The organism is Paenibacillus sp. FSL H8-0175, assembly GCF_045040615.1.
Taxonomy (GTDB): Bacteria; Bacillota; Bacilli; order Paenibacillales; family Paenibacillaceae; genus Paenibacillus_AQ; species Paenibacillus_AQ odorifer.
This window is the reverse complement of record NZ_CP150299.1, coordinates 6,519,948-6,540,649: the sequence shown is the minus strand read 5'-3', so window position 1 is coordinate 6,540,649 and position 20,702 is coordinate 6,519,948. Positions and strand designations below refer to the sequence as shown.

The following is a 20,702-nucleotide window of genomic DNA, read 5'->3' as shown; positions in this document are numbered from 1 at the left end:
TATGATGGGATTATACGTGAAAGACAGGAGCCAGATTAATGTCAAACAGTGTGGGCGTCGTCATTGTGGCGGCAGGCAGAGGAACGCGAATGGGAACTGCGGAGAGCAAGCAATATTTGTTACTGCAGGGGAAGCCGATTATCGTTCATACGCTGGAGGTATTCCAGCAGCACGAATTGATCTCTGAAATCGTGCTCGTAACCGGTGAAGAGGATATTGAACGCTGCCGGGAATGGATACAGCTCTATAAGCTGGACAAGGTTAAGGCTATAGTAACTGGTGGATCTGAGCGTCAGCATTCCGTACATAAAGGGTTGTTGAAACTTACGACACAGTGGGTAATGGTACATGATGGTGTTCGTCCGTTTGTACAGCCAAATGAAATTGAGGCTTGCTACGAACGAGCGAAGCAGATGGGTGCTTCGGTTCTTGCTGTACCCGTCAAGGATACGATCAAACAGGTGGATAATGAAGGACAAGTACTGTCTACGCCGGATCGGCGAAGTCTGTGGGCGATTCAAACCCCGCAGACTTTTCGTCTTTCTGATTTGCTGGAGGCTTATGCAGCGGCGGAGCGGGATGGCTTTCTGGGCACCGATGACTCCAGCTTGGCGGAGCGTGCGGGGATTCCGGTTTCTGTGGTAGAGGGAAGCTACAGAAATATTAAGATTACGACACCTGATGATTTGGATTATGCAGAATTCACAGAAAGAAACAGGGGAGAGGGACAATCATGATCGCTGTAGGACAAGGATTTGATGTGCATCAGCTGGTAGAGGGCAGGCCTTGTATTATTGGGGGAGTTACGATTCCTTACGAAAAAGGATTGCTTGGGCATTCCGATGCAGATGTGCTACTACATGCAGTTAGTGACGCGATTCTAGGCGCACTTGGACTTGGTGATATTGGCAGACATTTTCCGGATACAGATCCAGCTTTTAAGGACGCAGATAGCTTGAAGTTATTAGAAGAGGTATGGGCACTTGCTCGTGAGCGAGGATATAAGCTGGGAAATATTGATTCAACGATTATCGCCCAAAAGCCTAAGATGGCTCCGTACATTCCACAAATGACCGAGATTATTGCACGTGCGCTTAATGCCGACCCGTCCAAGGTGAATGTTAAAGCTACTACAACTGAGCAGCTTGGTTTTGCCGGACGCGGCGAAGGAATTGCCGCACAATCTATTGTCTGTCTACTCCAAGATGTGATATCATCTTGAGATGGTCTAAGTAGTAAATTAAGTTCAACCATATGAAGCGGAGGGAATACAATGACGGATGAAGTCCGGGTGCGTTACGCACCGAGCCCTACGGGACATTTACATATAGGTAACGCCAGAACGGCGCTGTTTAACTATCTGTTCGCCCGTAATAAAGGCGGTAAATTCATTATCAGAATTGAAGATACAGACGTAAAGCGCAATGTCGCTGGTGGTGAAGAGAGCCAGCTTAAGTATTTGAAATGGCTGGGTATGGATTGGGATGAGAGCGTTGATGTTGGCGGAGAGTACGGACCCTACCGTCAGACAGAACGTCTTGACTTATATCGTGTACATTGGCAGGATTTGCTGGACAGAGGTTTGGCTTACCGCTGCTATTGCACAGAGGAAGAGCTGGAAGCGGAACGTGAAGAACAGACTGCTCGCGGAGAAACGCCTCGTTATTCTGGCAAACACCGTGATCTGACTGAAGAGCAACGTTTAGCTTTTGAAGCTGAGGGACGAGTGGCTAGCATTCGCTTCCGTGTGCCAGAAGATCGTACGTATGCGTTTGATGATCTCGTAAAAGGCAGTATTTCTTTTGACACAAAAGAAATGGGTGACTTTGTTATTGTGAAGAAGGACGGAATTCCGACCTATAACTTCGCGGTAGCTGTTGACGATCATCTGATGGCTATTACTCACGTATTGCGTGGAGAAGACCATATTTCCAACACACCCCGCCAGCTTATGATCTATGAAGCGCTTGGCTGGGAGCCACCTTTATTTGGTCACATGACGCTTATTGTTGGCGACAACCACAAGAAGCTCAGCAAACGGGATGAATCCGTTATTCAGTTTATCGAGCAATATGATGAATTGGGTTACTTACCTGAGGCTCTGGTTAACTTCATTTCTCTGCTTGGCTGGTCTCCAGAGGGAGAAGAAGAGATCTTCAGTAAAGAAGAACTTATTTCTATTTTTGATGCGGACCGTTTGTCCAAAAGCCCGGCTGTATTCGATAAAAACAAGCTGGCGCATCTGAATAATCATTATATTAAGCATGCTGATCCTAAACGGATCTCTGCGCTAGCTATTCCACATCTGCAAAAAGCGGGTAAAATACCTGCTGAGCTGAACGAAGAGCAACAAGCATGGGCGGAAAGCCTTGTCGCGTTGTATCAAGAGCAGATGACTGCAGCTTCTGACATCGTGGCGCTATCGGAACTGTTCTTCCGCAGTCACCTAGAATTAGAAACGGAAGCAGCACAGGTTCTGGCTGAAAGCCAAGTTCCTGAGGTATTGTCTGCTTTTCTGGCTAAGGTTGAAGCCTGTCAGGATTTCAGTGCAAGCAACATGGCTGTTCTGATTAAGGAAGTACAGAAAGAAACAGGTCATAAGGGCAAAGCACTCTTTATGCCAATTCGTGTGGCTCTGACCGGACAAACGCACGGACGTGATCTTAATATAACCATTGCTTTGCTCGGCAAAAACCGGGTCATCGAACGTTTGAAATCACAAATTAAGGGCGCTTAAGGTCGTATTTCATACGACTAAACCCCCTTGTCAGTATCTTGTCTTTTGCGCTAAGATAGAATTATATGATAATAGCTGTGATCAGGAGAAGTACGTCCATTGAAGACAATTGCCAGAGAGAATAACCGAGAAAGGGACACCCTTTCGGGCTGGGAGTTATTCATTTGTCCGGGGCAGAACATGCGCCTGTGAGCTGCACGGTTGAATGACCTTTTTAAGGCTCATTAGATCGCGCCGGGAACGTCGCCGTTAATGATGCCAAGTGGAACGAAGAAATTCTGCCGTTTGTTACAATAGCGGCTCATTTGATTCGTTCAAGCAGAGTGGAACCGCGGTTAAACGTCTCTGCAGCATTATGCTGCAGGGGCGTTTTTTGTCTAAATATAAGCAAAAATAATTTTCATACAATACTCTTTGTCTTATATTTCTACGAGATAACAAACCAAGCGAACACTCACCGCATATGTATGATAAGGATGATGGGCCTGGAGACAATACCTTTCTTGTGTACCTGTAAACAGGAGATAAGGAAGTTAAGAAGAGAGGAACCGTGATGTTTAAGCATATTAAGTCGGACATTCGGGCGGTATTTGATAACGATCCTGCTGCCCGCAGCTGGTTCGAGGTTGTCTTCACATATGCCGGCTTGCACGCCATTTGGGGTCACCGGATCGCCCACTCTTTTTTCAAACGCCGCTGGTATACAATGGCTCGTATGGTTTCGCAGTTTAGCAGATTTATGACTGGTGTTGAGATCCATCCTGGAGCTGTCATCGGAAATAGGCTGTTTATCGACCATGGTATGGGGATTGTTATTGGAGAAACCTGCGAAATCGGTGATGATGTTATAATCTATCAAGGGGTTACGCTTGGAGGAACAGGAAAAGAAAAAGGTAAGCGACATCCCACGGTCGGCAACAATGTAGTTATTGGTTCCGGTGCGAAGGTTTTAGGATCTTTTCGTATTGGTGACAATTCAAATATAGGTTCGAATGCAGTTGTGTTGCGTGAAGTGCCTAACAACAGTACAGTAGTAGGGAATCCAGGTCGTGTGGTAAAACGTAATGGAGAACGGGTATCCGATCGGCTCGATCATACGAAGATGCCTGACCCGCTTGTCGATTCACTGCGGTTTTTGCAGAAAGAAATCGAAGAAATTAGGGAAAAGCTTGGCGCAGAAGATAAACAAAAAACCGCACAGCGGATAGCAGAAGCTCAGCAGTATATTGGTGACTACGAAATTTAAGCATCCCGGTATGAAGGAATCCGGAAGAACAGAAAGGGCTGGAATAAGGATGGCTTTACAAATATATAACACAATGACACGCAGCAAGGAGCAGTTTGTGCCCCAGGAGCCGGGCAAAGTTAAGATGTATGTGTGTGGTCCAACCGTTTATGGATATATGCATATCGGAAATGCTAGACCTATAATTGTTTTTGATATGGTCCGGAATTACTTGGAGCAGTTAGGTAATGAGGTGCGGTATGTTACGAATTTCACGGATGTCGATGATAAACTGATTCGCAAAGCCGAAGAAATGAACACTACTGTAGCAGAGGTAGCGGAAACTTTTATTGCTGCTTACCGTGACGACCTGGAAGGGCTTGGTGTTAAACCGGCAACCTTGAATCCCCGTGTAACGGAAAGCATGGAGCTGATCATTGGATTTATTAAAGAGCTTGAGGAAAAAGGATACGCATACGAAAGCGGCGGCGATGTATATTACCGCACTTCAAAATTTGAAGACTACGGTAAATTATCTCGTCAGAATCTGGATGAGCTGCAGTTTGGTATCCGTGTTGAGGTGGACTCACGTAAGGAAAAACCGGAGGATTTTGTGCTTTGGAAAGCAGCCAAACCTGGTGAAGTGCACTGGAGTAGCCCTTGGGGAGATGGACGTCCCGGCTGGCATATTGAATGCTCGGCTATGGCGCGAGAGTTCTTGGGAGATACGATTGATATCCATGGTGGTGGACAAGATTTGCAGTTCCCGCATCATGAATGTGAATGCGCTCAGACCGAAGCTCTGACTGGTAAACCACTCTCTAATTACTGGATGCATAATGGATTCATCAACATCGGAGACGAGAAAATGTCGAAATCGCTCGGTAATGGCTGGCTTGTAAAAGACATCCGTGAGCGTTTTAAAGCAGGAGCTATCCGCTATTTCATGCTATCGACCCATTACCGTAACCCGCTGAATTTCTCAGAGGAATCTATGACTTCCGCCGAAAAGAGCGTTGAACGGATCACGCTTGCAGAGAGTAACGTTAAACATCGGCTTGAACTCGCTGCTGATGGTGCTCAAGGTGAGGTCAACTCAGAGATTAATGATAAGCTGTCAGCTATAGTGGCCAATTTCCATGCTAGAATGCAGGATGACTTTAATACGCCTGATGCGATCACGGCTATGTTCGATTGGGTGAGCCTGGCAAACCATACGCTTGCGAATAACGAGGCTGCTCCTGCTGATTTTGCTGCATTACTGCAAGCTTTTGGCGAAATGAATGCTGTGCTGCGTTTGACGCCTGAACTAGAAGAGGAAATTGCAAGTGAAGAAGTTGAACGGTTGATCGCCGAGCGGGTTGAAGCTCGTAAGAATAAGAATTGGAGCCGGTCTGACGAGATCCGTGATGAATTAGGCCGCTTGGGCATATTGCTTGAGGATACTCCACAAGGAATGCGGTGGCGTCGTAAATGAGTGAGGAACGCAAGTTTGATAACGGATGGTTTCCTTATGAGCCTTCCAAACCTGCGCGACTACTTTCGCCTATTGTTCTAGCTTATGTAGGAGATGCTATCTATGAGGTGGCTGTTCGCCAGTATTTAGTATCTCTTCCTAATTTGCGTCCGAACCATTTGCATCGTTCTGCTACAGGGCTGGTATCCGCTAAAGCACAGTGTGCAATTCTGAACTTTTTGGAGCCTAGTCTCACGGAAGAAGAGAAGGATGTCGCCCGTCAGGGAAGAAATGCGAAATCGGGAAGTGTTCCTAAGAATGCGGATGTGCTTGAATACCGTCATGCTACAGCTTTTGAGTGCTTGATTGGTCACTTGTACTACACAGGACAACAGGAGAGAATAGAAGAAATTGTGCACAAGGGTATACAGTTTATGTTGAAACAGCCGTGATAGGCTTTGGCGAAATAGAAAATAGGAGAAGTGAACATGGAAGAAGAATTGAAGACTGAAGAGGAAATATTGGCAGGGAAGCATTCTGTGCTTGAAGCGCTTCGTGCTGGTCGTACATTAAATAAAATTTGGATTGCAGAGACAGCCCAGAAGCATCTGACAGCACCCATCGTTGCCGAAGCCCGGAAAGCGGGAATTGTCATTCAGCATGTGGACAAGCGTAAGCTGGATCAACTGGCACCAGGCGTGCAGCATCAAGGGGTGGTTGCACAAGCAGCACCATTTGCCTATGTTGAAGTGGATGATCTGTTAGCTATAGCAGAAGCCAAAGGAGAACCGGCATTCCTTATTTTGCTTGATGAAATTGAAGATCCTCATAACCTGGGCTCGATTCTGCGGACGGCGGATTGTACTGGAGTACATGGGGTAATCGTACCTAAACGCCGTTCGGCTCAGATAACTGCGACCGTGTCCAAAACATCCGCGGGTGCTGTGGAGTATGTTCCGGTTGCCCGGGTTACAAACCTGGGTCAGACCATTGACCGTCTAAAAGAACAGGGAGTCTGGGTAGTAGGAACAGACGTGGATACCGATCAGAATCTATACCAATCCGATATTTTCACGGGTCCGGTAGCTGTTGTAATTGGCAATGAGAATAAAGGAATGGGACGCCTGATTCGTGAAAAATGTGATGTACTTCTTAAGCTGCCGATGGCCGGAAAGATCAATTCATTAAATGCCTCTGTCGCCGCAGGAGTCATTATGTATGAAGTGATACGCCGCCGGCAACAGCAGGGATAGCTATGGCCGACTGGCGCGATGTGCTGCTTGTGGATGGATATAACATGATCGGTGGCTGGCCGGAACTTGTGGCACTGTCCCAGATTGGTATGCAGGAAGCACGCGACCGCTTGATGGATTTGCTGGCAGATTACCAGGCTTTCTCTGGACGAAGAGTTATTGCTGTTTTTGATGCATACCGTGTTCCGGGGTTGGGAAGGTCTTTTGTCCAGGGTAAGGTCCAGGTGTACTTCACCAAGGAAAAAGAAACCGCAGATGAATGCATTGAGCGACTGGTTGGGGAATATAGCAATCGGCGCCGGCAGATCTATGTGGCTACGAGTGATTTTATAGAGCAGCATATTATTTTTGCACAAGGTGCATTGCGAATTTCGGCAAGGGAATTGCATCTGGAAATTGAAGAGAATCAGAAACAAGTAAAAAAAGCTATTGAACCTGGCGGTGTCAGTTCTACTCGTCATTCTTTGGAAGACAAACTGCCTCCCGATGTGCGCAGTAAGTTGGAAAAATGGCGCAGACAGTGAGATCGAGGAAGAATCAGGAAATATTTTATTCCAATTTATGCTATTCTAGATTGATTTTGGACAAACTCCGGTTGACGGTGGAAGGTAACATAATATATACTGATCCTATATTTCGCGAAGTAACGATGTGTCTTGCGTTGCAGCCGGGGGGATTCTTGGTGAGTGTCGACCTCAAGGAAATAATGCTGTCTGAGTATGATTTCATAAGTGATGAAGATATTGTCGAGGCTTTCCGTGGTGGCGACAGTGGCGCATTAGAACACTTGATTAATAAATACCGTAACTTTGTACGTGCTAAAGCCCGCTCTTATTTCTTGATCGGGGCAGACCGTGAAGATATTGTACAAGAAGGAATGATTGGTCTATACAAGGCTATTCGTGACTTTAAAGGTGACAAGCTCTCTTCATTCAAGGCTTTTGCTGAGCTCTGCATTACACGACAGATTATAACGGCTATTAAGACGGCCACTCGTCAGAAACATATTCCGCTGAACTCTTATGTTTCCTTGGACAAGCCCATTTATGACGAAGATTCTGATAGAACACTTATGGATGTCATTTGTGGAACACAGGTTCTAGATCCAGAAGAGCTAATTATTAATCAAGAAGAATTCATTGGTCTTGAAGATAAGATGGCGGAGATTCTAAGTGACTTGGAGCGCAAGGTTCTGATGTTGTATTTAGACGGAAGATCCTATCAAGAGATTGCTGAAGATCTTAAGCGGCATGTAAAGTCTATTGATAACGCTCTACAACGAGTAAAAAGGAAATTAGAAAGATATCTAGAAGTACGTGACAATTGATGATATAATGAACAAGAGAGGGCTCGGACATCGAGTTCTTTTTTTTAGTCTTTTTGAAATCACTCGGATAGAATTAGGTGCTTGCACCATAAATTACTATTTGAGCCGATTTTAGTCGTTGCCGTTGAAGGTAGGTTTATACACAGACGGAATACCCCATAATGGTAAGGAAGACAGCGAAGTGTGAGGAAGAGATAGACCCAAAGACAGGGTACGGCCATATGACTACTAAACCCGGAATTACCCAGTGCAGAACGGAATTCTTTCGTTGACACAGACCTTGACATTATGCTAAAGTGTTTTAGGTAGGCCTAAATTCGCGGCTTTTTTTTAGGATCAATATTTGCGTCTTCTAATGTGAATTAGAAGGACGTCTCGGGAGGTGCACATCATGCGGGTAATTATCACTTTGGCTTGTACAAGTTGCAAACAAAGAAACTATGCGACTACCAAAAACAAGCGAAATCACCCCGACCGCATGGAGATGAAGAAATTTTGCAAGTATTGTAACTCGCAAACTCCTCATCGCGAAACCAGATAGTCTGTGGAGGTGTAGTCGGCATGAAACGTAGTTTCAAGTCTATGTTTTCCTTTTTCACTGAGAGCTGGAGTGAACTCAAAAAGGTTCGCTGGCCAAGTCGTAAAGAATTGACCAACTATACATTGATCGTTCTCGGTACGATTGTAGTTGTCGCTATTTACTTCTGGGTTCTGGACATCGGTATTTCCGCTGTGATTGAAGCGATTATTTAGAGAGGTCCCAGGTGGCTTGATATGGAAAAAAGATGGTATGTCGTTCATACCTATTCTGGGTATGAGAATAAGGTCAAAGCCAATTTGGAAAAGCGCGTTGAGTCCATGGGCATGGAAGACAAAATATTCCGCGTTCTTGTTCCTATGGAAGAAGAAATCGTAAACAAAGACGGTAAGAAAAAAACCGTTATGCGTAAAGTTTACCCCGGATATGTTTTGGTGGAAATGGTTCAGACTGATGATTCCTGGTATGTTGTCCGCAATACTCCGGGCGTTACTGGATTTGTTGGTTCGACAGGCTCAGGGTCTAAACCAACAGCTTTGCTTCCGGAAGAGGTAGAACAAATTCTGAAGCATATGGGCATGGTTGAACCTAAAGCGAAGATTGATTTCGAAATCAAGGAATCCGTACGTATTATGGTTGGTCCGTTTGCGAATTTTGTGGGCTCCGTGGAAGAAATTTTGGCTGACAAGAGCAAGATCAAAGTGCATGTTAACATGTTTGGACGGGAAACCCCGCTAGAGTTGGATTTCACTCAAGTGGAGAAAATATAACATAAGCTAGGGTTTCTTGTGGGAGAGCGCTATTGGCGTTCGAAGACCACTATTTTTGCAAGGAGGTGTCACTCATGGCTAAAAAAGTTATTAAAATGGTGAAACTGCAGATTCCTGCAGGGAAAGCGAATCCAGCGCCTCCAGTAGGTCCGGCGTTAGGTCAAGCAGGTGTCAACATCATGGCATTCTGTAAGGAATTTAATGCTCGTACTGCCGACCAGGCTGGCTTGATCATTCCGGTTGAAATTACAGTATTTGAAGACCGTTCCTTTACTTTCATCACTAAAACTCCTCCGGCTGCTGTTCTGCTTCGCATCGCTGCTAAAGTAGAAAAAGGATCCGGCGAACCAAACAAGAAAAAAGTAGCAAAAATCGGCCGCGCTGCGGTACGTGAAATTGCTGAAACAAAAATGCCTGACCTTAACGCTGCAACTGTTGAAGCTGCAATGCGTATGGTTGAAGGTACTGCCCGCAGTATGGGTATCACAATCGAAGACTAGTAGTTTTCGAAGAATCGGTCATTCGTGACCCGCAAGTATGTGGGAGGAATTTCCGCTAACACCACAAAGGAGGAACATTTTCATGGCTAAACATGGTAAGAAATACCAAGAAGCTGCTAAGCTGATCAACAGCGAAGCAACTTACGAGCCTTCAGAAGCTGTAGAGCTTGTGAAAAAGGCAGCGACTGCTAAGTTCGACGAAACCGTTGAAGCAGCAGTTCGTCTGGGTGTAGACCCGCGTAAACAAGACCAAGCAGTTCGTGGTGTTGTTGTCCTGCCTCACGGCACTGGTAAAACACAACGCGTGCTTGTATTTGCAAAAGGTGAAAAAGCGAAAGAGGCAGAAGCTGCTGGCGCTGATTTTGTTGGTGATCAAGACATGATCAACAAAATTCAACAAGGCTGGTTTGAATTTGATGTCTGCGTAGCTACACCTGATATGATGAGTGAAGTCGGTAAACTGGGTCGTCTGCTTGGTGGTAAAGGTCTTATGCCTAACCCTAAAGCTGGCACGGTTACATTCGATGTTTCCAAGGCTGTGCAAGAAATCAAAGCCGGTAAAATCGAATACCGTCTCGACAAAGCAGGTCAAATTCACGCGCCAATCGGCAAAGTGTCCTTTGATGCTGCACAATTGAACGATAACCTTAAAGCTCTTATCGACGCTTTGAACCGTGCGAAACCAGCTGCTGCTAAAGGTGTATACCTTAAAGGCATCTCGATTTCTTCCACAATGGGACCTAGCGCTCGTGTGAACACAACCGTCTTCAGATAATTAAGGGTTGACTCTTTGAGTCAATTTTGATAATCTATAACAGTTGTGAAACTTAAGGTATCAATCTTAACCTTGAATATGCTTACCGTAGACAGTAGGTGCCTTAGTGCTTAATTTCCTACCGAGGTGTTGTGATAGAAACAAGAAGTAACGAGCTCGCTCGTATAACTTTCGTTTTATCAAGCCTTCGTGATTCTGCGGAGGCTTTTCTACTGCCTGCGTAGGAGCGGTGAAGCTTTCCTTGGAAAGAACGCCGACACATAAATTTTCAGGAGGTGTATACATTGGCAAATGCAAAAGTAATTCAAGCAAAACAAGACGCGGTTGACGTCGTTACTGCAAAACTGCAAAACAGTCTTTCGACTGTTGTAGCTGACTACCGTGGATTGAACGTTTCCCAAGTGACTGAACTGCGTAAGCAACTTCGTGAAGCTGGCGTTGAGTTTCAAGTCCTGAAGAACACATTGCTGCGTCGCGCAACTGCTGCGGCTGAGTTGAGTGAATTGGATGAAGTTTTGACTGGTCCAACAGCTATCGCATTCAGCACAACTGATGCAGTAGCACCAGCTAAAATTTTGAACGATTTCGCCAAGAAAAACGACGCTTTGAAATTGAAAGGCGGCGTAGTTGAAGGTCGTGTCATTGACGCGGAACAACTGAAAGCACTGGCTGAGCTTCCATCCCGCGATGGTTTGCTGTCCATGCTGCTTAGCGTACTTCAAGCTCCAATGCGCAACTTCGCGCTTGCAGTTAAAGCTGTTGCTGAAAAAGAAGAACAAAGCGCGTAAGCCTTTGACTTTTGCAGCATAATCAATACCACAAATAAATTTAAATATAAAATGGAGGTTCAATCATGAGTAAAGAAGCAATCTTGGAAGCAATTAAAGGCATGAGCGTATTGGAACTGAACGACCTGGTTAAAGCAATTGAAGAAGAATTCGGCGTAACTGCAGCAGCTCCAGTAGCAGCTGGCGGTGCGGTAGCAGCAGTAGCTGAAGAGCAATCCGAATTTGACGTAATTTTGACAGGCGCTGGCGCTTCCAAAATCAACGTTATCAAAATCGTTCGCGAAATCACTGGTCTTGGCTTGAAAGAAGCTAAAGATCTTGTAGACAACGCACCAAAAGCAATCAAAGAAAAAGTAAGCAAAGACGAAGCCGAAGCTACTAAAGGAAAATTGGAAGAAGCAGGCGCAGCTGTAGAAGTGAAGTAATTCCTTCTATTACTGAAAACCCCTTGAACTTGTTCAAGGGGTTTGTTTTATAAATAGAGTCAGTAGGGCGTTTATACCAACTGCTAACATAATAGGAAAGGGAGGAAAGAGATGTCGCAACATTATTATTCGCAGCAGCCGGAAGTACGTCATGACAGACGTAGCATTGATACCGTACTAAGAGGCAAAAGCTTTCGTTTTACGAGCGATGCCGGTGTATTCTCTAAAGGAGACATCGATTACGGTAGCCGAGTTCTTATTGAAGCTATGATAATTCCGGACGGTTCAGCGGTGCTTGATGTAGGTTGTGGTTATGGGCCGATTGGATTAAGTGCAGCATACCTAGCTCCCAAAGGACATGTAACCATGATTGATATTAACAGTCGTGCGGTAGAACTGGCGCGTGAGAATGCTCAGCACAATGGAATCCGGAATGTTACGATAATGGAAAGCGATGTGCTCGGCGCATTGAATGAGCAGCAGAAGTTCGATGTGATTCTAACTAATCCTCCGATTCGTGCAGGAAAAGCTGTAGTGCATAAGATTTTTGAAGATGCTTATGAACATTTAAATGAGGGTGGCTATCTGTGGATTGTAATTCAGAAGAAGCAGGGCGCTCCATCAGCAGTGGCAAAACTAGAAAGCTTGTTCTCAATGGTGGAAGAAGTGGGGAAAGACAAAGGCTATCGTATTATTAAAGCGCAAAAATAAAATACAATAGGTTATTGACATGTGATAGTGATAATGGTATTATTATAAAATGTCAGTATTAAGATAGGCTCCATGTCTTTAGTTTGCTGAAATGTCAAGCAATATATTGTCGCCCGGCTAGCGCATGCCGCACGGCAAGTTTTTGCGAGTTGGTTGTCTATGCTCTAACGTAGCAAATGCTGCGCGGTAATAGATAATAGCGCATAAACTATTGCTTGGTGACGTATAATATGTACGTTTTGGGCAAATCTACTTGATAAGGAGTATTTTGGTCATGGATAAATGCGCTCTTTTTTCGAAGATTTCGATAAGGGCTTTTCTTTTATTTATGACTGAATCCTTGTAGTATGGTTCCATTATACGGTTCCAAACAAGGGTTCGCAATCAATTTTTAAGTGAGTAGACATGAGGGGTGAGTAAAGTTGGCAGGACATCTTGTTCAGTATGGTCGACGCACTCGGCGGAGCTATGCGAGAATTAACGAGGTACTCGAGGTCCCGAACCTGATCGAGATCCAACAAAAATCTTATGATTGGTTTTTGGAGGAAGGATTGCGGGAAATGTTTCAGGACATCTCGCCGATCCAGGATTTCACAGGTAATTTGGTACTAGAGTTCATTGATTACAGCCTGGGTGAACCGAAATATACGGTTGACGACGCTAAAGAGCGGGACGTAACGTATGCGGCTCCTCTGCGTGTAAAGGTGCGGCTCATTAATAAAGAGACCGGTGAGGTTAAAGAGCAGGAAGTGTTCATGGGAGATTTCCCGCTGATGACGGAGACCGGCACTTTTATTATTAATGGTGCGGAACGGGTTATTGTCAGCCAGTTGGTTCGCTCTCCAAGCGTCTATTTCAGCACAAAAGTGGATAAGAACGGCAAAAAAACCTACACCGCCACAGTAATCCCGAACCGCGGAGCCTGGTTGGAACTTGAAACCGATGCTAAGGACATTATGTATGTTCGTATCGATCGGACTCGTAAAATTCCTGTTACCGTACTTTTGCGTGCTCTCGGTTTCGGTAGTGATGCCGAAATTCTGGAATTGCTTGGCAATGATGAATATATTCGCAATACGCTGGATAAAGACAACACGGACTCCACGGAGAAGGCGCTTATTGAAATTTATGAGCGTTTGCGTCCGGGCGAACCGCCGACACTAGACAATGCCAAAAGTTTGCTGGTTGCGCGTTTCTTTGATCCAAAACGCTACGACCTAGCTAATGTAGGCCGTTACAAAATCAATAAAAAGCTACACATTAAGAACCGTCTTTTCAATCAACGTCTTGCTCAGCCTTTGGTTGACGACTCTACTGGAGAAATCCTGGCAGAATCCGGCCAAATGGTCGATCGTAGACTGCTTGATGAATTGATTCCATATTTCGAAAAGAATGTTGCCTTTAAAAACTACCGTGTTACTGGTGGAGTTATGGACAGCGAAGATATTCCTCTTCAAACAATTGACGTATTCTCGCCAATTGAAGAAGGCCGGGTTATTAAGCTGATCGCTAACGGCAATATCGACAAATCTGTTAAGCATATTACTCAAGCTGATATTATATCCTCAATCAGCTACTTTATTAATTTGCTTCACGGAATTGGCAATACCGATGATATTGACCACTTGGGTAACCGTCGTCTGCGTTCTGTAGGTGAACTCTTGCAGAATCAGTTCCGTATCGGTTTGTCCCGGATGGAACGTGTTGTACGTGAAAGAATGTCGATTCAGGATGCTAATGCGATTACGCCTCAGGCTCTGATCAATATTCGTCCGGTCATCGCGTCTATTAAAGAGTTCTTCGGTAGCTCCCAGCTGTCTCAATTTATGGATCAGACGAACCCGCTTGCGGAACTTACGCATAAACGTCGTCTGTCCGCCCTCGGACCTGGTGGTTTGACACGTGAACGCGCGGGCTTTGAAGTTCGTGACGTCCATCACAGTCACTACGGTCGGATGTGTCCAATTGAAACGCCGGAAGGTCCAAACATCGGGTTGATCAACTCCTTGTCTACCTTTGCCCGCATCAATGAATACGGCTTTATTGAAGCTCCGTATCGTTGGGTGGATCCGAAGACTGGTAAGGTGACTGAGCAAATTGACTATCTGACTGCTGATGAGGAAGATAATTATGTAGTTGCTCAGGCTAACGTGTTGATCGAAGAAGATGGCACCTTTAAAGAAGACATGGTAATCGTTCGTTACAACAAAGACTCAGACAACATTACAACGATGCCAAGTAATCGTGTCGATTACATGGACGTTTCGCCTAAACAGGTTGTATCTGTCGCTACGGCGCTCATTCCGTTCCTTGAGAACGATGACTCCAACCGCGCACTGATGGGATCTAACATGCAACGTCAAGCTGTTCCGCTTCTAATTCCAAAAGCTCCGCTGGTCGGAACAGGAATGGAACATAAATCCGCTAAGGATTCTGGCGTATGTATCGTTTCCAAGTATGACGGTATTATCGAACGTTCTTCAGCTAATGAAATTTGGCTGCGTCGCGTTGAGACTGTCGAAGGCAAGGAAGTTAAAGGCGATATCGTTAAATATAAATTACACAAATTTATGCGTTCTAACCAAGGTACCTGTATTAACCAACGTCCTCTAGCTAAAAGAGGGGACATTGTTAAGAAGGGTGATATCCTGGCAGACGGTCCTTCCACAGAAATGGGCGAACTTGCTCTTGGCCGTAACGTAGTCGTTGCGTTCATGACTTGGGAAGGTTACAACTACGAGGATGCGATCCTGTTAAGTGAAAAGCTGGTTAAGGAAGATGTATATACTTCGATTCATATCGAAGAATACGAATCTGAAGCTCGCGACACTAAACTGGGACCTGAAGAAATTACGCGCGATATTCCGAACGTCGGCGAAGAAGCTCTGCGCAATCTTGATGAGCGCGGAATCATCCGCATCGGTGCGGAAATCAGCGCTGGTGACATTCTGGTGGGTAAGGTTACTCCTAAGGGTGTAACTGAACTGACAGCAGAAGAACGTCTCCTGCACGCTATCTTTGGTGAGAAAGCTCGTGAAGTACGGGATACCTCTTTACGCGTTCCTCATGGTAGTGATGGTATTATCGTGGACGTTAAAGTCTTTACACGTGAGAACGGGGATGAGCTGCCTCCTGGTGTAAATCAATTGGTTCGTGTCTACATCGCTCAGAAACGTAAGATCTCTGAGGGAGACAAGATGGCCGGACGTCACGGTAACAAGGGTGTCGTTGCCCGTATCCTGCCAGAAGAAGATATGCCGTTCCTTCCGGACGGTACGCCAGTACAGGTTGTTCTTAACCCTCTGGGCGTTCCTTCTCGTATGAACATCGGACAGGTGCTTGAGGTCCATATTGGTATGGCCGCATTGCGTCTGGGAATTCACATTGCAACGCCGGTATTCGACGGAGCGCGTGAGTACGACGTGTTTGATACGATGGAAGAAGCAGGTATGCAGCGTAATGGTAAAACCGTGCTGTATGATGGCCGTACAGGTGAACGCTTCGAACGTGAAGTTACTGTTGGTGTCATGCACATGATCAAACTGGCGCACATGGTTGATGATAAGATTCACGCCCGTTCAACAGGACCTTACTCACTAGTTACGCAGCAACCATTGGGTGGTAAAGCTCAATTTGGTGGACAGCGTTTCGGGGAGATGGAAGTGTGGGCGCTTGAAGCTTACGGTGCTGCATATACATTGCAAGAAATTTTGACCGTGAAATCCGATGACGTGGTTGGTCGCGTGAAGACGTACGAATCTATTGTCAAAGGTGAAAATGTACCGGAACCAGGTGTTCCTGAGTCGTTCAAGGTATTGATCAAAGAACTGCAGTCCCTGGGTATGGATGTTAAGATTCTTAGCGGTGACGAGCAGGAAATTGAAATGAGAGAATTGGACGATGAGGACGAGACGTCAGGCGACAAACTAAGCCTCAATTTAGAAGGTTCAGAAGTCGGAGTAGAATAATCAAGCTGGAGCTTAAAAGTTCCATTTTATAAAGGACCGCACGCCCTCTTTTGATGTAACAGTCAGAAGAGGGCAAAGCGGTACTAAATCAGGATTAGGTTAAGGAGGGTTGCTCCTTGTTGGACGTTAACAATTTTGAATTTATGAAAATCGGACTCGCTTCTCCGGAGAAGATTCGTTCATGGTCCCGCGGAGAAGTTAAGAAACCGGAAACCATTAACTATCGTACATTGAAACCGGAAAAAGAGGGTCTTTTCTGTGAGCGTATCTTTGGACCACAAAAAGACTGGGAATGTCATTGCGGTAAATACAAACGTGTCCGTTATAAGGGCGTAGTCTGCGACCGTTGTGGCGTTGAGGTTACCCGTGCTAAAGTTCGTCGTGAACGTATGGGTCACATTGAATTGGCTGCTCCGGTATCTCATATCTGGTATTTCAAAGGTATCCCAAGCCGCATGGGGCTTGCACTAGATATGTCTCCAAGATCACTTGAAGAAATTATCTATTTCGCATCTTATGTTGTAACGGATCCAGGTGAAACTCCACTGGAAAAGAAACAACTTCTGTCCGAGAAAGAATATCGTAGCTACCGTGAAAAATACGGTTATGGTTTCCAAGCCGGCATGGGTGCTGAAGCTGTTAAAAAGCTTCTTCAAGATATCGACATTGATAAAGAGCTGGAATTCCTCAAAGAAGAACTGCGTACGGCCCAAGGCCAACGCCGTAACCGGGCGATCAAACGTCTGGAAGTCATTGAAGCATTCCGTAACTCCGGCAACAAGCCTGATTGGATGATCATGGATGTTCTTCCGGTTATTCCTCCGGAGCTTCGTCCGATGGTTCAGTTGGATGGTGGCCGTTTTGCTACGTCTGATTTGAATGATCTCTATCGCCGTGTTATTAACCGGAACAACCGTCTGAAAAGACTGCTTGATCTCGGTGCTCCTGACATTATCGTGCAGAACGAAAAACGGATGCTCCAGGAAGCTGTCGATGCTCTCATCGATAACGGCCGTCGGGGACGTCCGGTAACCGGTCCTGGTAACCGTCCGCTTAAATCGCTCAGCCATATGCTGAAAGGTAAACAAGGACGTTTCCGCCAGAACTTGCTCGGTAAACGGGTTGACTACTCTGGACGTTCCGTTATCGTAGTAGGACCGTACCTCAAGATGTATCAGTGCGGACTTCCTAAGAAAATGGCGTTAGAATTGTTCAAGCCTTTTGTTATGAAAGAATTGGTTAATAAGGGCCTTGCCCACAACATAAAGAGCGCGAAACGTAAAGTTGAACGCGTAAGTCCTGAAGTTTGGGATGTACTCGAAGAAGTAATTAGAGAACACCCAGTACTTCTAAACCGCGCACCAACACTTCACCGTCTCGGTATTCAAGCATTTGAACCGATTTTGGTGGAAGGTCACGCTATTCGTCTTCACCCACTCGTATGTACGGCGTACAATGCCGACTTTGACGGTGACCAAATGGCGGTGCACGTTCCTCTGTCTGCAGAAGCTCAAGCGGAAGCACGCATTCTTATGCTTGCATCTGGTAATATCTTGAACCCTAAAGACGGTAAGCCAGTTGTAACACCTTCCCAGGATATGGTCCTTGGTACTTTCTACTTGACCATGGATAACAAGGAAGAAAAGGGTAGTGGTATGATTCTGCGTACCGTTAACGAAGCTGTATCAGCTTACCAACGCGGAACTGCAGGACTTCATGCTCGTGTTGCTATTCCGGCTAAAGCACTTGGCAAAACATGCTTTACGGAAGAACAACAAAATGCAATGTTGATTACTACGGTCGGTAAGATCATTTTTAATGAAATCTACCCAAGTAGTTTCCCTTATATCAACGAAGCAACCAAAACTAACTTGCTGCACGGCACACCAGAGAAATACTTTATCTACGAAAAAGGCGCGAACATTCGCGAGCTGATTGAATCCGCTCCAGAAGCCAGTGCTGTAGGTAAAGAATATCTGGGTCTGATTATTGCTCGTTGTTTTGAAACTTATCACACAACCAAAACTTCTATGATTTTGGATAAAATCAAACAACTCGGATTCACTTACTCCACACGTTCTGGTGTTACAGTTGCCGTGTCGGACGTTATTGTTCCTGAGGAGAAAGTTACCATCCTGAAAGAATCTGAAGCTAAGGTTGATGTGGTTGCTAACCAATATCGCCGTGGTTTGATCACCAATGACGAACGGTATGACCGTGTTATTGAGATCTGGTCGAAGACTAAGGATGATCTTACGAACATCCTGCTTAAGTCGATGGACCGTTTCAACTCTATCATGCTCATGGTTGACTCTAAAGCGCGTGGTAACAAATCGCAGATCACTCAGCTGGGTGGTATGCGTGGTCTGATGGCAACACCTTCAGGTCGGATTTTCGAATTGCCAATCAAGGCGAACTTCCGTGAAGGTCTTACCGTCTTGGAGTACTTTATCTCCACTCACGGAGCGCGTAAAGGTCTTGCCGATACCGCACTTCGTACCGCTGACTCAGGGTATCTGACTCGTCGTCTTGTTGACGTTGCCCAGGACGTTATTGTCCGTGAAGAAGATTGTGGAACCGATAAAGGCTTCACAGTTAGTCGTATTCAGGATGGTAAAGAAGTTATCGAAGATCTGTATGACCGTATTGAAGGTCGTTACTGCTTCGAAACTGTTCGTCACCCAGAAACAGGCGAAATCATTGTTCACCGCAATGATTTGATTGACTCCGATAAAGCGGAGGCAATTGTAAACGCAGGTGTAACTAAGCTGCAAATTCGTTCTGTACTGAGCTGCCGTGCCCGTCATGGTGTTTGTAAGAAATGTTACGGACGTAACTTGGCAACTGGTAAACACGTTGAGATTGGTGAAGCAGTTGGTATTATTGCCGCACAATCTATCGGTGAACCAGGAACCCAGCTTACAATGCGTACGTTCCATACCGGCGGTGTTGCCGGTGATGACATCACTCAAGGTTTGCCGCGTATTCAGGAGTTGTTTGAAGCTCGTAACCCTAAAGGTCAAGCTACAATCAGTGAGATCGATGGCGTAATCAAGGAAATCCGTGAAACCAAAGACCGTCGCGAAATCGAGGTTCAAGGTGAAGCAGAATCCAAGACTTATTCCATTACTTATGGTTCACGTCTACGTGTTAGCGAAGGCCAAGAAATCGAAGCCGGCGATGAGCTGACAGACGGTTCGATTGACCCTAAAGAAATGCTGCGTATCAAAGGGATCCGTGGGGTACAAAACTACATTCTGCAAGAAGTACAGCGTGTATACCGTAACCAAGGCGTTGAGATCAATGATAAGCACATTGAAGTTATGATCAAGCAAATGCTTCGGAAGATCCGTATCATTGACGCAGGTGACACAAGTCTGTTGCCAGGTGCATTTGCGGATATTCATGAGTACGAAGGTGCTAACAAGGAAGCTATCTTGTCTGGTAAAGAGCCTGCTGTTGCTAAACCAGTCTTGCTCGGTATTACCAAGGCGTCTCTTGAAACGGATTCCTTCTTGTCAGCTGCATCATTCCAAGAAACTACTCGTGTCCTAACAGACGCTGCTATCAAAGGTAAAGTAGATAAGTTGCTTGGACTTAAAGAAAATGTTATTATCGGTAAGTTGATTCCTGCAGGTACTGGGATGAACCGTTACCGTAACGTTAAGCTAAGTGATCCAAATGCAGAAAGCGAACTTGAATCTTTAGAGACGGTTCCTGCTGAATAAATTAGCAATCATGGTAGTGTGCTCATGTCATACCTACTCATAGGTGTGGCATGAGTGTTCTGCTGTGTATAATTTCTATAAAAATTGTTGCTGAATTTCTTGACACCATCTATTGATAATGCTAAAATGTCTAAGGTGCGTGAGTAGCCATGTTATCCTTGTTCATTGGAGGTAAAGAGAATGACTGATGATAGAGGACTACAGGATGCTCAGGTCAAGATCGGTACCAAACAAACCGTCAAGGCGGTAGAGTTGGGCCTAGCCGCAGAAGTCTATGTGGCAGAGGACGGAGATCAAAGGCTTACTTCCAGGATAGTTTTGCTTTGTAACAAACAAGGTGTTAAGATCACATATGTGGATACGATGCTGAATTTGGGCAAGGCCTGCGGAATAGAAGTTGGCGCTGCGATGGCAGCCGTCTTAAAACAATAGCTACAGAAATGTTTTTGTACTGGGGTGAACACCAGCGGCAAGAACTTTTCATTTGTCTTTTTATGAACC

Annotated in this window: 20 protein-coding genes and 1 other annotated feature; all 20 genes read left to right on the top strand. The window is 45.4% G+C overall.

Annotated elements, in window-relative coordinates:
* Positions 1 to 38 precede the first annotated feature (38 nt).
* The 20 genes from ispD (at position 39) to MHH46_RS29070 (ending at position 20,633) form a co-directional block, all read left to right on the top strand.
* On the top strand, positions 39 to 737 hold the full coding sequence (gene ispD, locus MHH46_RS29165; RefSeq protein WP_076130021.1) for a 2-C-methyl-D-erythritol 4-phosphate cytidylyltransferase: 699 nt from the start codon (positions 39 to 41) through the stop codon (positions 735 to 737).
* The gene (ispF, locus tag MHH46_RS29160) at positions 734 to 1,222 is read left to right on the top strand and encodes a 2-C-methyl-D-erythritol 2,4-cyclodiphosphate synthase (protein WP_036680486.1); all 489 of its coding nucleotides are present in this window, start codon (positions 734 to 736) and stop codon (positions 1,220 to 1,222) included. The genes ispD and ispF overlap by 4 nt, the downstream gene beginning before the upstream one ends.
* Positions 1,223 to 1,273: 51 nt before the next feature.
* Positions 1,274 to 2,737, top strand: a complete 1,464-nt coding sequence (gene gltX, locus MHH46_RS29155; RefSeq protein ID WP_036680487.1) for a glutamate--tRNA ligase — start codon at positions 1,274 to 1,276, stop codon at positions 2,735 to 2,737.
* A 553-nt stretch (positions 2,738 to 3,290) separates the two neighbouring features.
* Positions 3,291 to 3,983, top strand: coding sequence for a serine O-acetyltransferase (cysE, locus tag MHH46_RS29150; protein WP_036680489.1), 693 nt, complete (start codon positions 3,291 to 3,293; stop codon positions 3,981 to 3,983).
* Between the two features lie 49 nt (positions 3,984 to 4,032).
* Positions 4,033 to 5,439 carry a cysteine--tRNA ligase gene (cysS, locus tag MHH46_RS29145; RefSeq protein WP_076130023.1) on the top strand — a complete coding sequence of 469 codons (1,407 nt, stop codon included), beginning with the start codon at positions 4,033 to 4,035 and terminating at the stop codon, positions 5,437 to 5,439.
* Entirely contained in the window at positions 5,436 to 5,870 is a 435-nt protein-coding gene (locus MHH46_RS29140; protein ID WP_076099622.1) for a Mini-ribonuclease 3, read from the top strand. Before cysS ends, MHH46_RS29140 begins: the two co-directional genes overlap by 4 nt.
* Positions 5,871 to 5,906: 36 nt before the next feature.
* The gene (gene rlmB, locus MHH46_RS29135; protein WP_076105935.1) at positions 5,907 to 6,671 is read left to right on the top strand and encodes a 23S rRNA (guanosine(2251)-2'-O)-methyltransferase RlmB; all 765 of its coding nucleotides are present in this window, start codon (positions 5,907 to 5,909) and stop codon (positions 6,669 to 6,671) included.
* A 2-nt stretch (positions 6,672 to 6,673) separates the two neighbouring features.
* Positions 6,674 to 7,195 carry an NYN domain-containing protein gene (locus MHH46_RS29130; protein WP_036680494.1) on the top strand — a complete coding sequence of 174 codons (522 nt, stop codon included), beginning with the start codon at positions 6,674 to 6,676 and terminating at the stop codon, positions 7,193 to 7,195.
* Positions 7,196 to 7,353: 158 nt separating this feature from the next.
* Positions 7,354 to 7,998, top strand: coding sequence for an RNA polymerase sporulation sigma factor SigH (sigH, locus tag MHH46_RS29125; protein WP_036680496.1), 645 nt, complete (start codon positions 7,354 to 7,356; stop codon positions 7,996 to 7,998).
* A 391-nt stretch (positions 7,999 to 8,389) separates the two neighbouring features.
* A complete protein-coding gene (gene rpmG / locus MHH46_RS29120) occupies positions 8,390 to 8,539 on the top strand; it encodes a 50S ribosomal protein L33 (RefSeq protein ID WP_076099620.1) in 150 nt (49 codons plus the stop codon).
* A 20-nt stretch (positions 8,540 to 8,559) separates the two neighbouring features.
* Entirely contained in the window at positions 8,560 to 8,751 is a 192-nt protein-coding gene (gene secE, locus MHH46_RS29115; RefSeq protein ID WP_036680497.1) for a preprotein translocase subunit SecE, read from the top strand.
* 21 nt (positions 8,752 to 8,772) lie between these two features.
* Positions 8,773 to 9,306, top strand: a complete 534-nt coding sequence (gene nusG / locus MHH46_RS29110) for a transcription termination/antitermination protein NusG (RefSeq protein WP_036680499.1) — start codon at positions 8,773 to 8,775, stop codon at positions 9,304 to 9,306.
* Between the two features lie 74 nt (positions 9,307 to 9,380).
* Positions 9,381 to 9,806, top strand: coding sequence for a 50S ribosomal protein L11 (rplK, locus tag MHH46_RS29105; RefSeq protein ID WP_036680502.1), 426 nt, complete (start codon positions 9,381 to 9,383; stop codon positions 9,804 to 9,806).
* 82 nt (positions 9,807 to 9,888) lie between these two features.
* A complete protein-coding gene (gene rplA, locus MHH46_RS29100) occupies positions 9,889 to 10,581 on the top strand; it encodes a 50S ribosomal protein L1 (RefSeq protein WP_036680504.1) in 693 nt (230 codons plus the stop codon).
* A gap of 67 nt (positions 10,582 to 10,648) precedes the next feature.
* Positions 10,649 to 10,801: a sequence feature (ribosomal protein L10 leader region), on the top strand.
* A gap of 64 nt (positions 10,802 to 10,865) precedes the next feature.
* Positions 10,866 to 11,369: a 50S ribosomal protein L10 gene (gene rplJ / locus MHH46_RS29095; protein WP_076099619.1), complete on the top strand. Its 504-nt coding sequence runs from the start codon at positions 10,866 to 10,868 to the stop codon at positions 11,367 to 11,369.
* 65 nt (positions 11,370 to 11,434) lie between these two features.
* Complete coding sequence (gene rplL, locus MHH46_RS29090) at positions 11,435 to 11,794, top strand: 50S ribosomal protein L7/L12 (protein ID WP_076194812.1); 360 nt, start codon at positions 11,435 to 11,437, stop codon at positions 11,792 to 11,794.
* Between the two features lie 111 nt (positions 11,795 to 11,905).
* On the top strand, positions 11,906 to 12,505 hold the full coding sequence (locus MHH46_RS29085; RefSeq protein ID WP_076186625.1) for a class I SAM-dependent methyltransferase: 600 nt from the start codon (positions 11,906 to 11,908) through the stop codon (positions 12,503 to 12,505).
* Between the two features lie 422 nt (positions 12,506 to 12,927).
* On the top strand, positions 12,928 to 16,473 hold the full coding sequence (rpoB, locus tag MHH46_RS29080) for a DNA-directed RNA polymerase subunit beta (protein ID WP_038573461.1): 3,546 nt from the start codon (positions 12,928 to 12,930) through the stop codon (positions 16,471 to 16,473).
* Between the two features lie 116 nt (positions 16,474 to 16,589).
* Complete coding sequence (rpoC, locus tag MHH46_RS29075; RefSeq protein ID WP_076130019.1) at positions 16,590 to 20,201, top strand: DNA-directed RNA polymerase subunit beta'; 3,612 nt, start codon at positions 16,590 to 16,592, stop codon at positions 20,199 to 20,201.
* Between the two features lie 180 nt (positions 20,202 to 20,381).
* Positions 20,382 to 20,633, top strand: coding sequence for a ribosomal L7Ae/L30e/S12e/Gadd45 family protein (locus MHH46_RS29070; protein WP_038573459.1), 252 nt, complete (start codon positions 20,382 to 20,384; stop codon positions 20,631 to 20,633).
* Positions 20,634 to 20,702: the final 69 nt, after the last annotated feature.

Coding starts and splice junctions, on each gene's coding strand:
- cysE (WP_036680489.1), top strand. CDS start 3,291: ATGTTTAAGCATATTAAGTCGGACATTCGGGCGGTATTTGATAACGAT.
- rplA (WP_036680504.1), top strand. CDS start 9,889: ATGGCTAAACATGGTAAGAAATACCAAGAAGCTGCTAAGCTGATCAAC.
- rplL (WP_076194812.1), top strand. CDS start 11,435: ATGAGTAAAGAAGCAATCTTGGAAGCAATTAAAGGCATGAGCGTATTG.
- MHH46_RS29085 (WP_076186625.1), top strand. CDS start 11,906: ATGTCGCAACATTATTATTCGCAGCAGCCGGAAGTACGTCATGACAGA.
- ispF (WP_036680486.1), top strand. CDS start 734: ATGATCGCTGTAGGACAAGGATTTGATGTGCATCAGCTGGTAGAGGGC.
- ispD (WP_076130021.1), top strand. CDS start 39: ATGTCAAACAGTGTGGGCGTCGTCATTGTGGCGGCAGGCAGAGGAACG.
- rpmG (WP_076099620.1), top strand. CDS start 8,390: ATGCGGGTAATTATCACTTTGGCTTGTACAAGTTGCAAACAAAGAAAC.
- nusG (WP_036680499.1), top strand. CDS start 8,773: ATGGAAAAAAGATGGTATGTCGTTCATACCTATTCTGGGTATGAGAAT.
- secE (WP_036680497.1), top strand. CDS start 8,560: ATGAAACGTAGTTTCAAGTCTATGTTTTCCTTTTTCACTGAGAGCTGG.
- MHH46_RS29140 (WP_076099622.1), top strand. CDS start 5,436: ATGAGTGAGGAACGCAAGTTTGATAACGGATGGTTTCCTTATGAGCCT.
- MHH46_RS29130 (WP_036680494.1), top strand. CDS start 6,674: ATGGCCGACTGGCGCGATGTGCTGCTTGTGGATGGATATAACATGATC.
- cysS (WP_076130023.1), top strand. CDS start 4,033: ATGGCTTTACAAATATATAACACAATGACACGCAGCAAGGAGCAGTTT.
- rplK (WP_036680502.1), top strand. CDS start 9,381: ATGGCTAAAAAAGTTATTAAAATGGTGAAACTGCAGATTCCTGCAGGG.
- rlmB (WP_076105935.1), top strand. CDS start 5,907: ATGGAAGAAGAATTGAAGACTGAAGAGGAAATATTGGCAGGGAAGCAT.
- MHH46_RS29070 (WP_038573459.1), top strand. CDS start 20,382: ATGACTGATGATAGAGGACTACAGGATGCTCAGGTCAAGATCGGTACC.
- gltX (WP_036680487.1), top strand. CDS start 1,274: ATGACGGATGAAGTCCGGGTGCGTTACGCACCGAGCCCTACGGGACAT.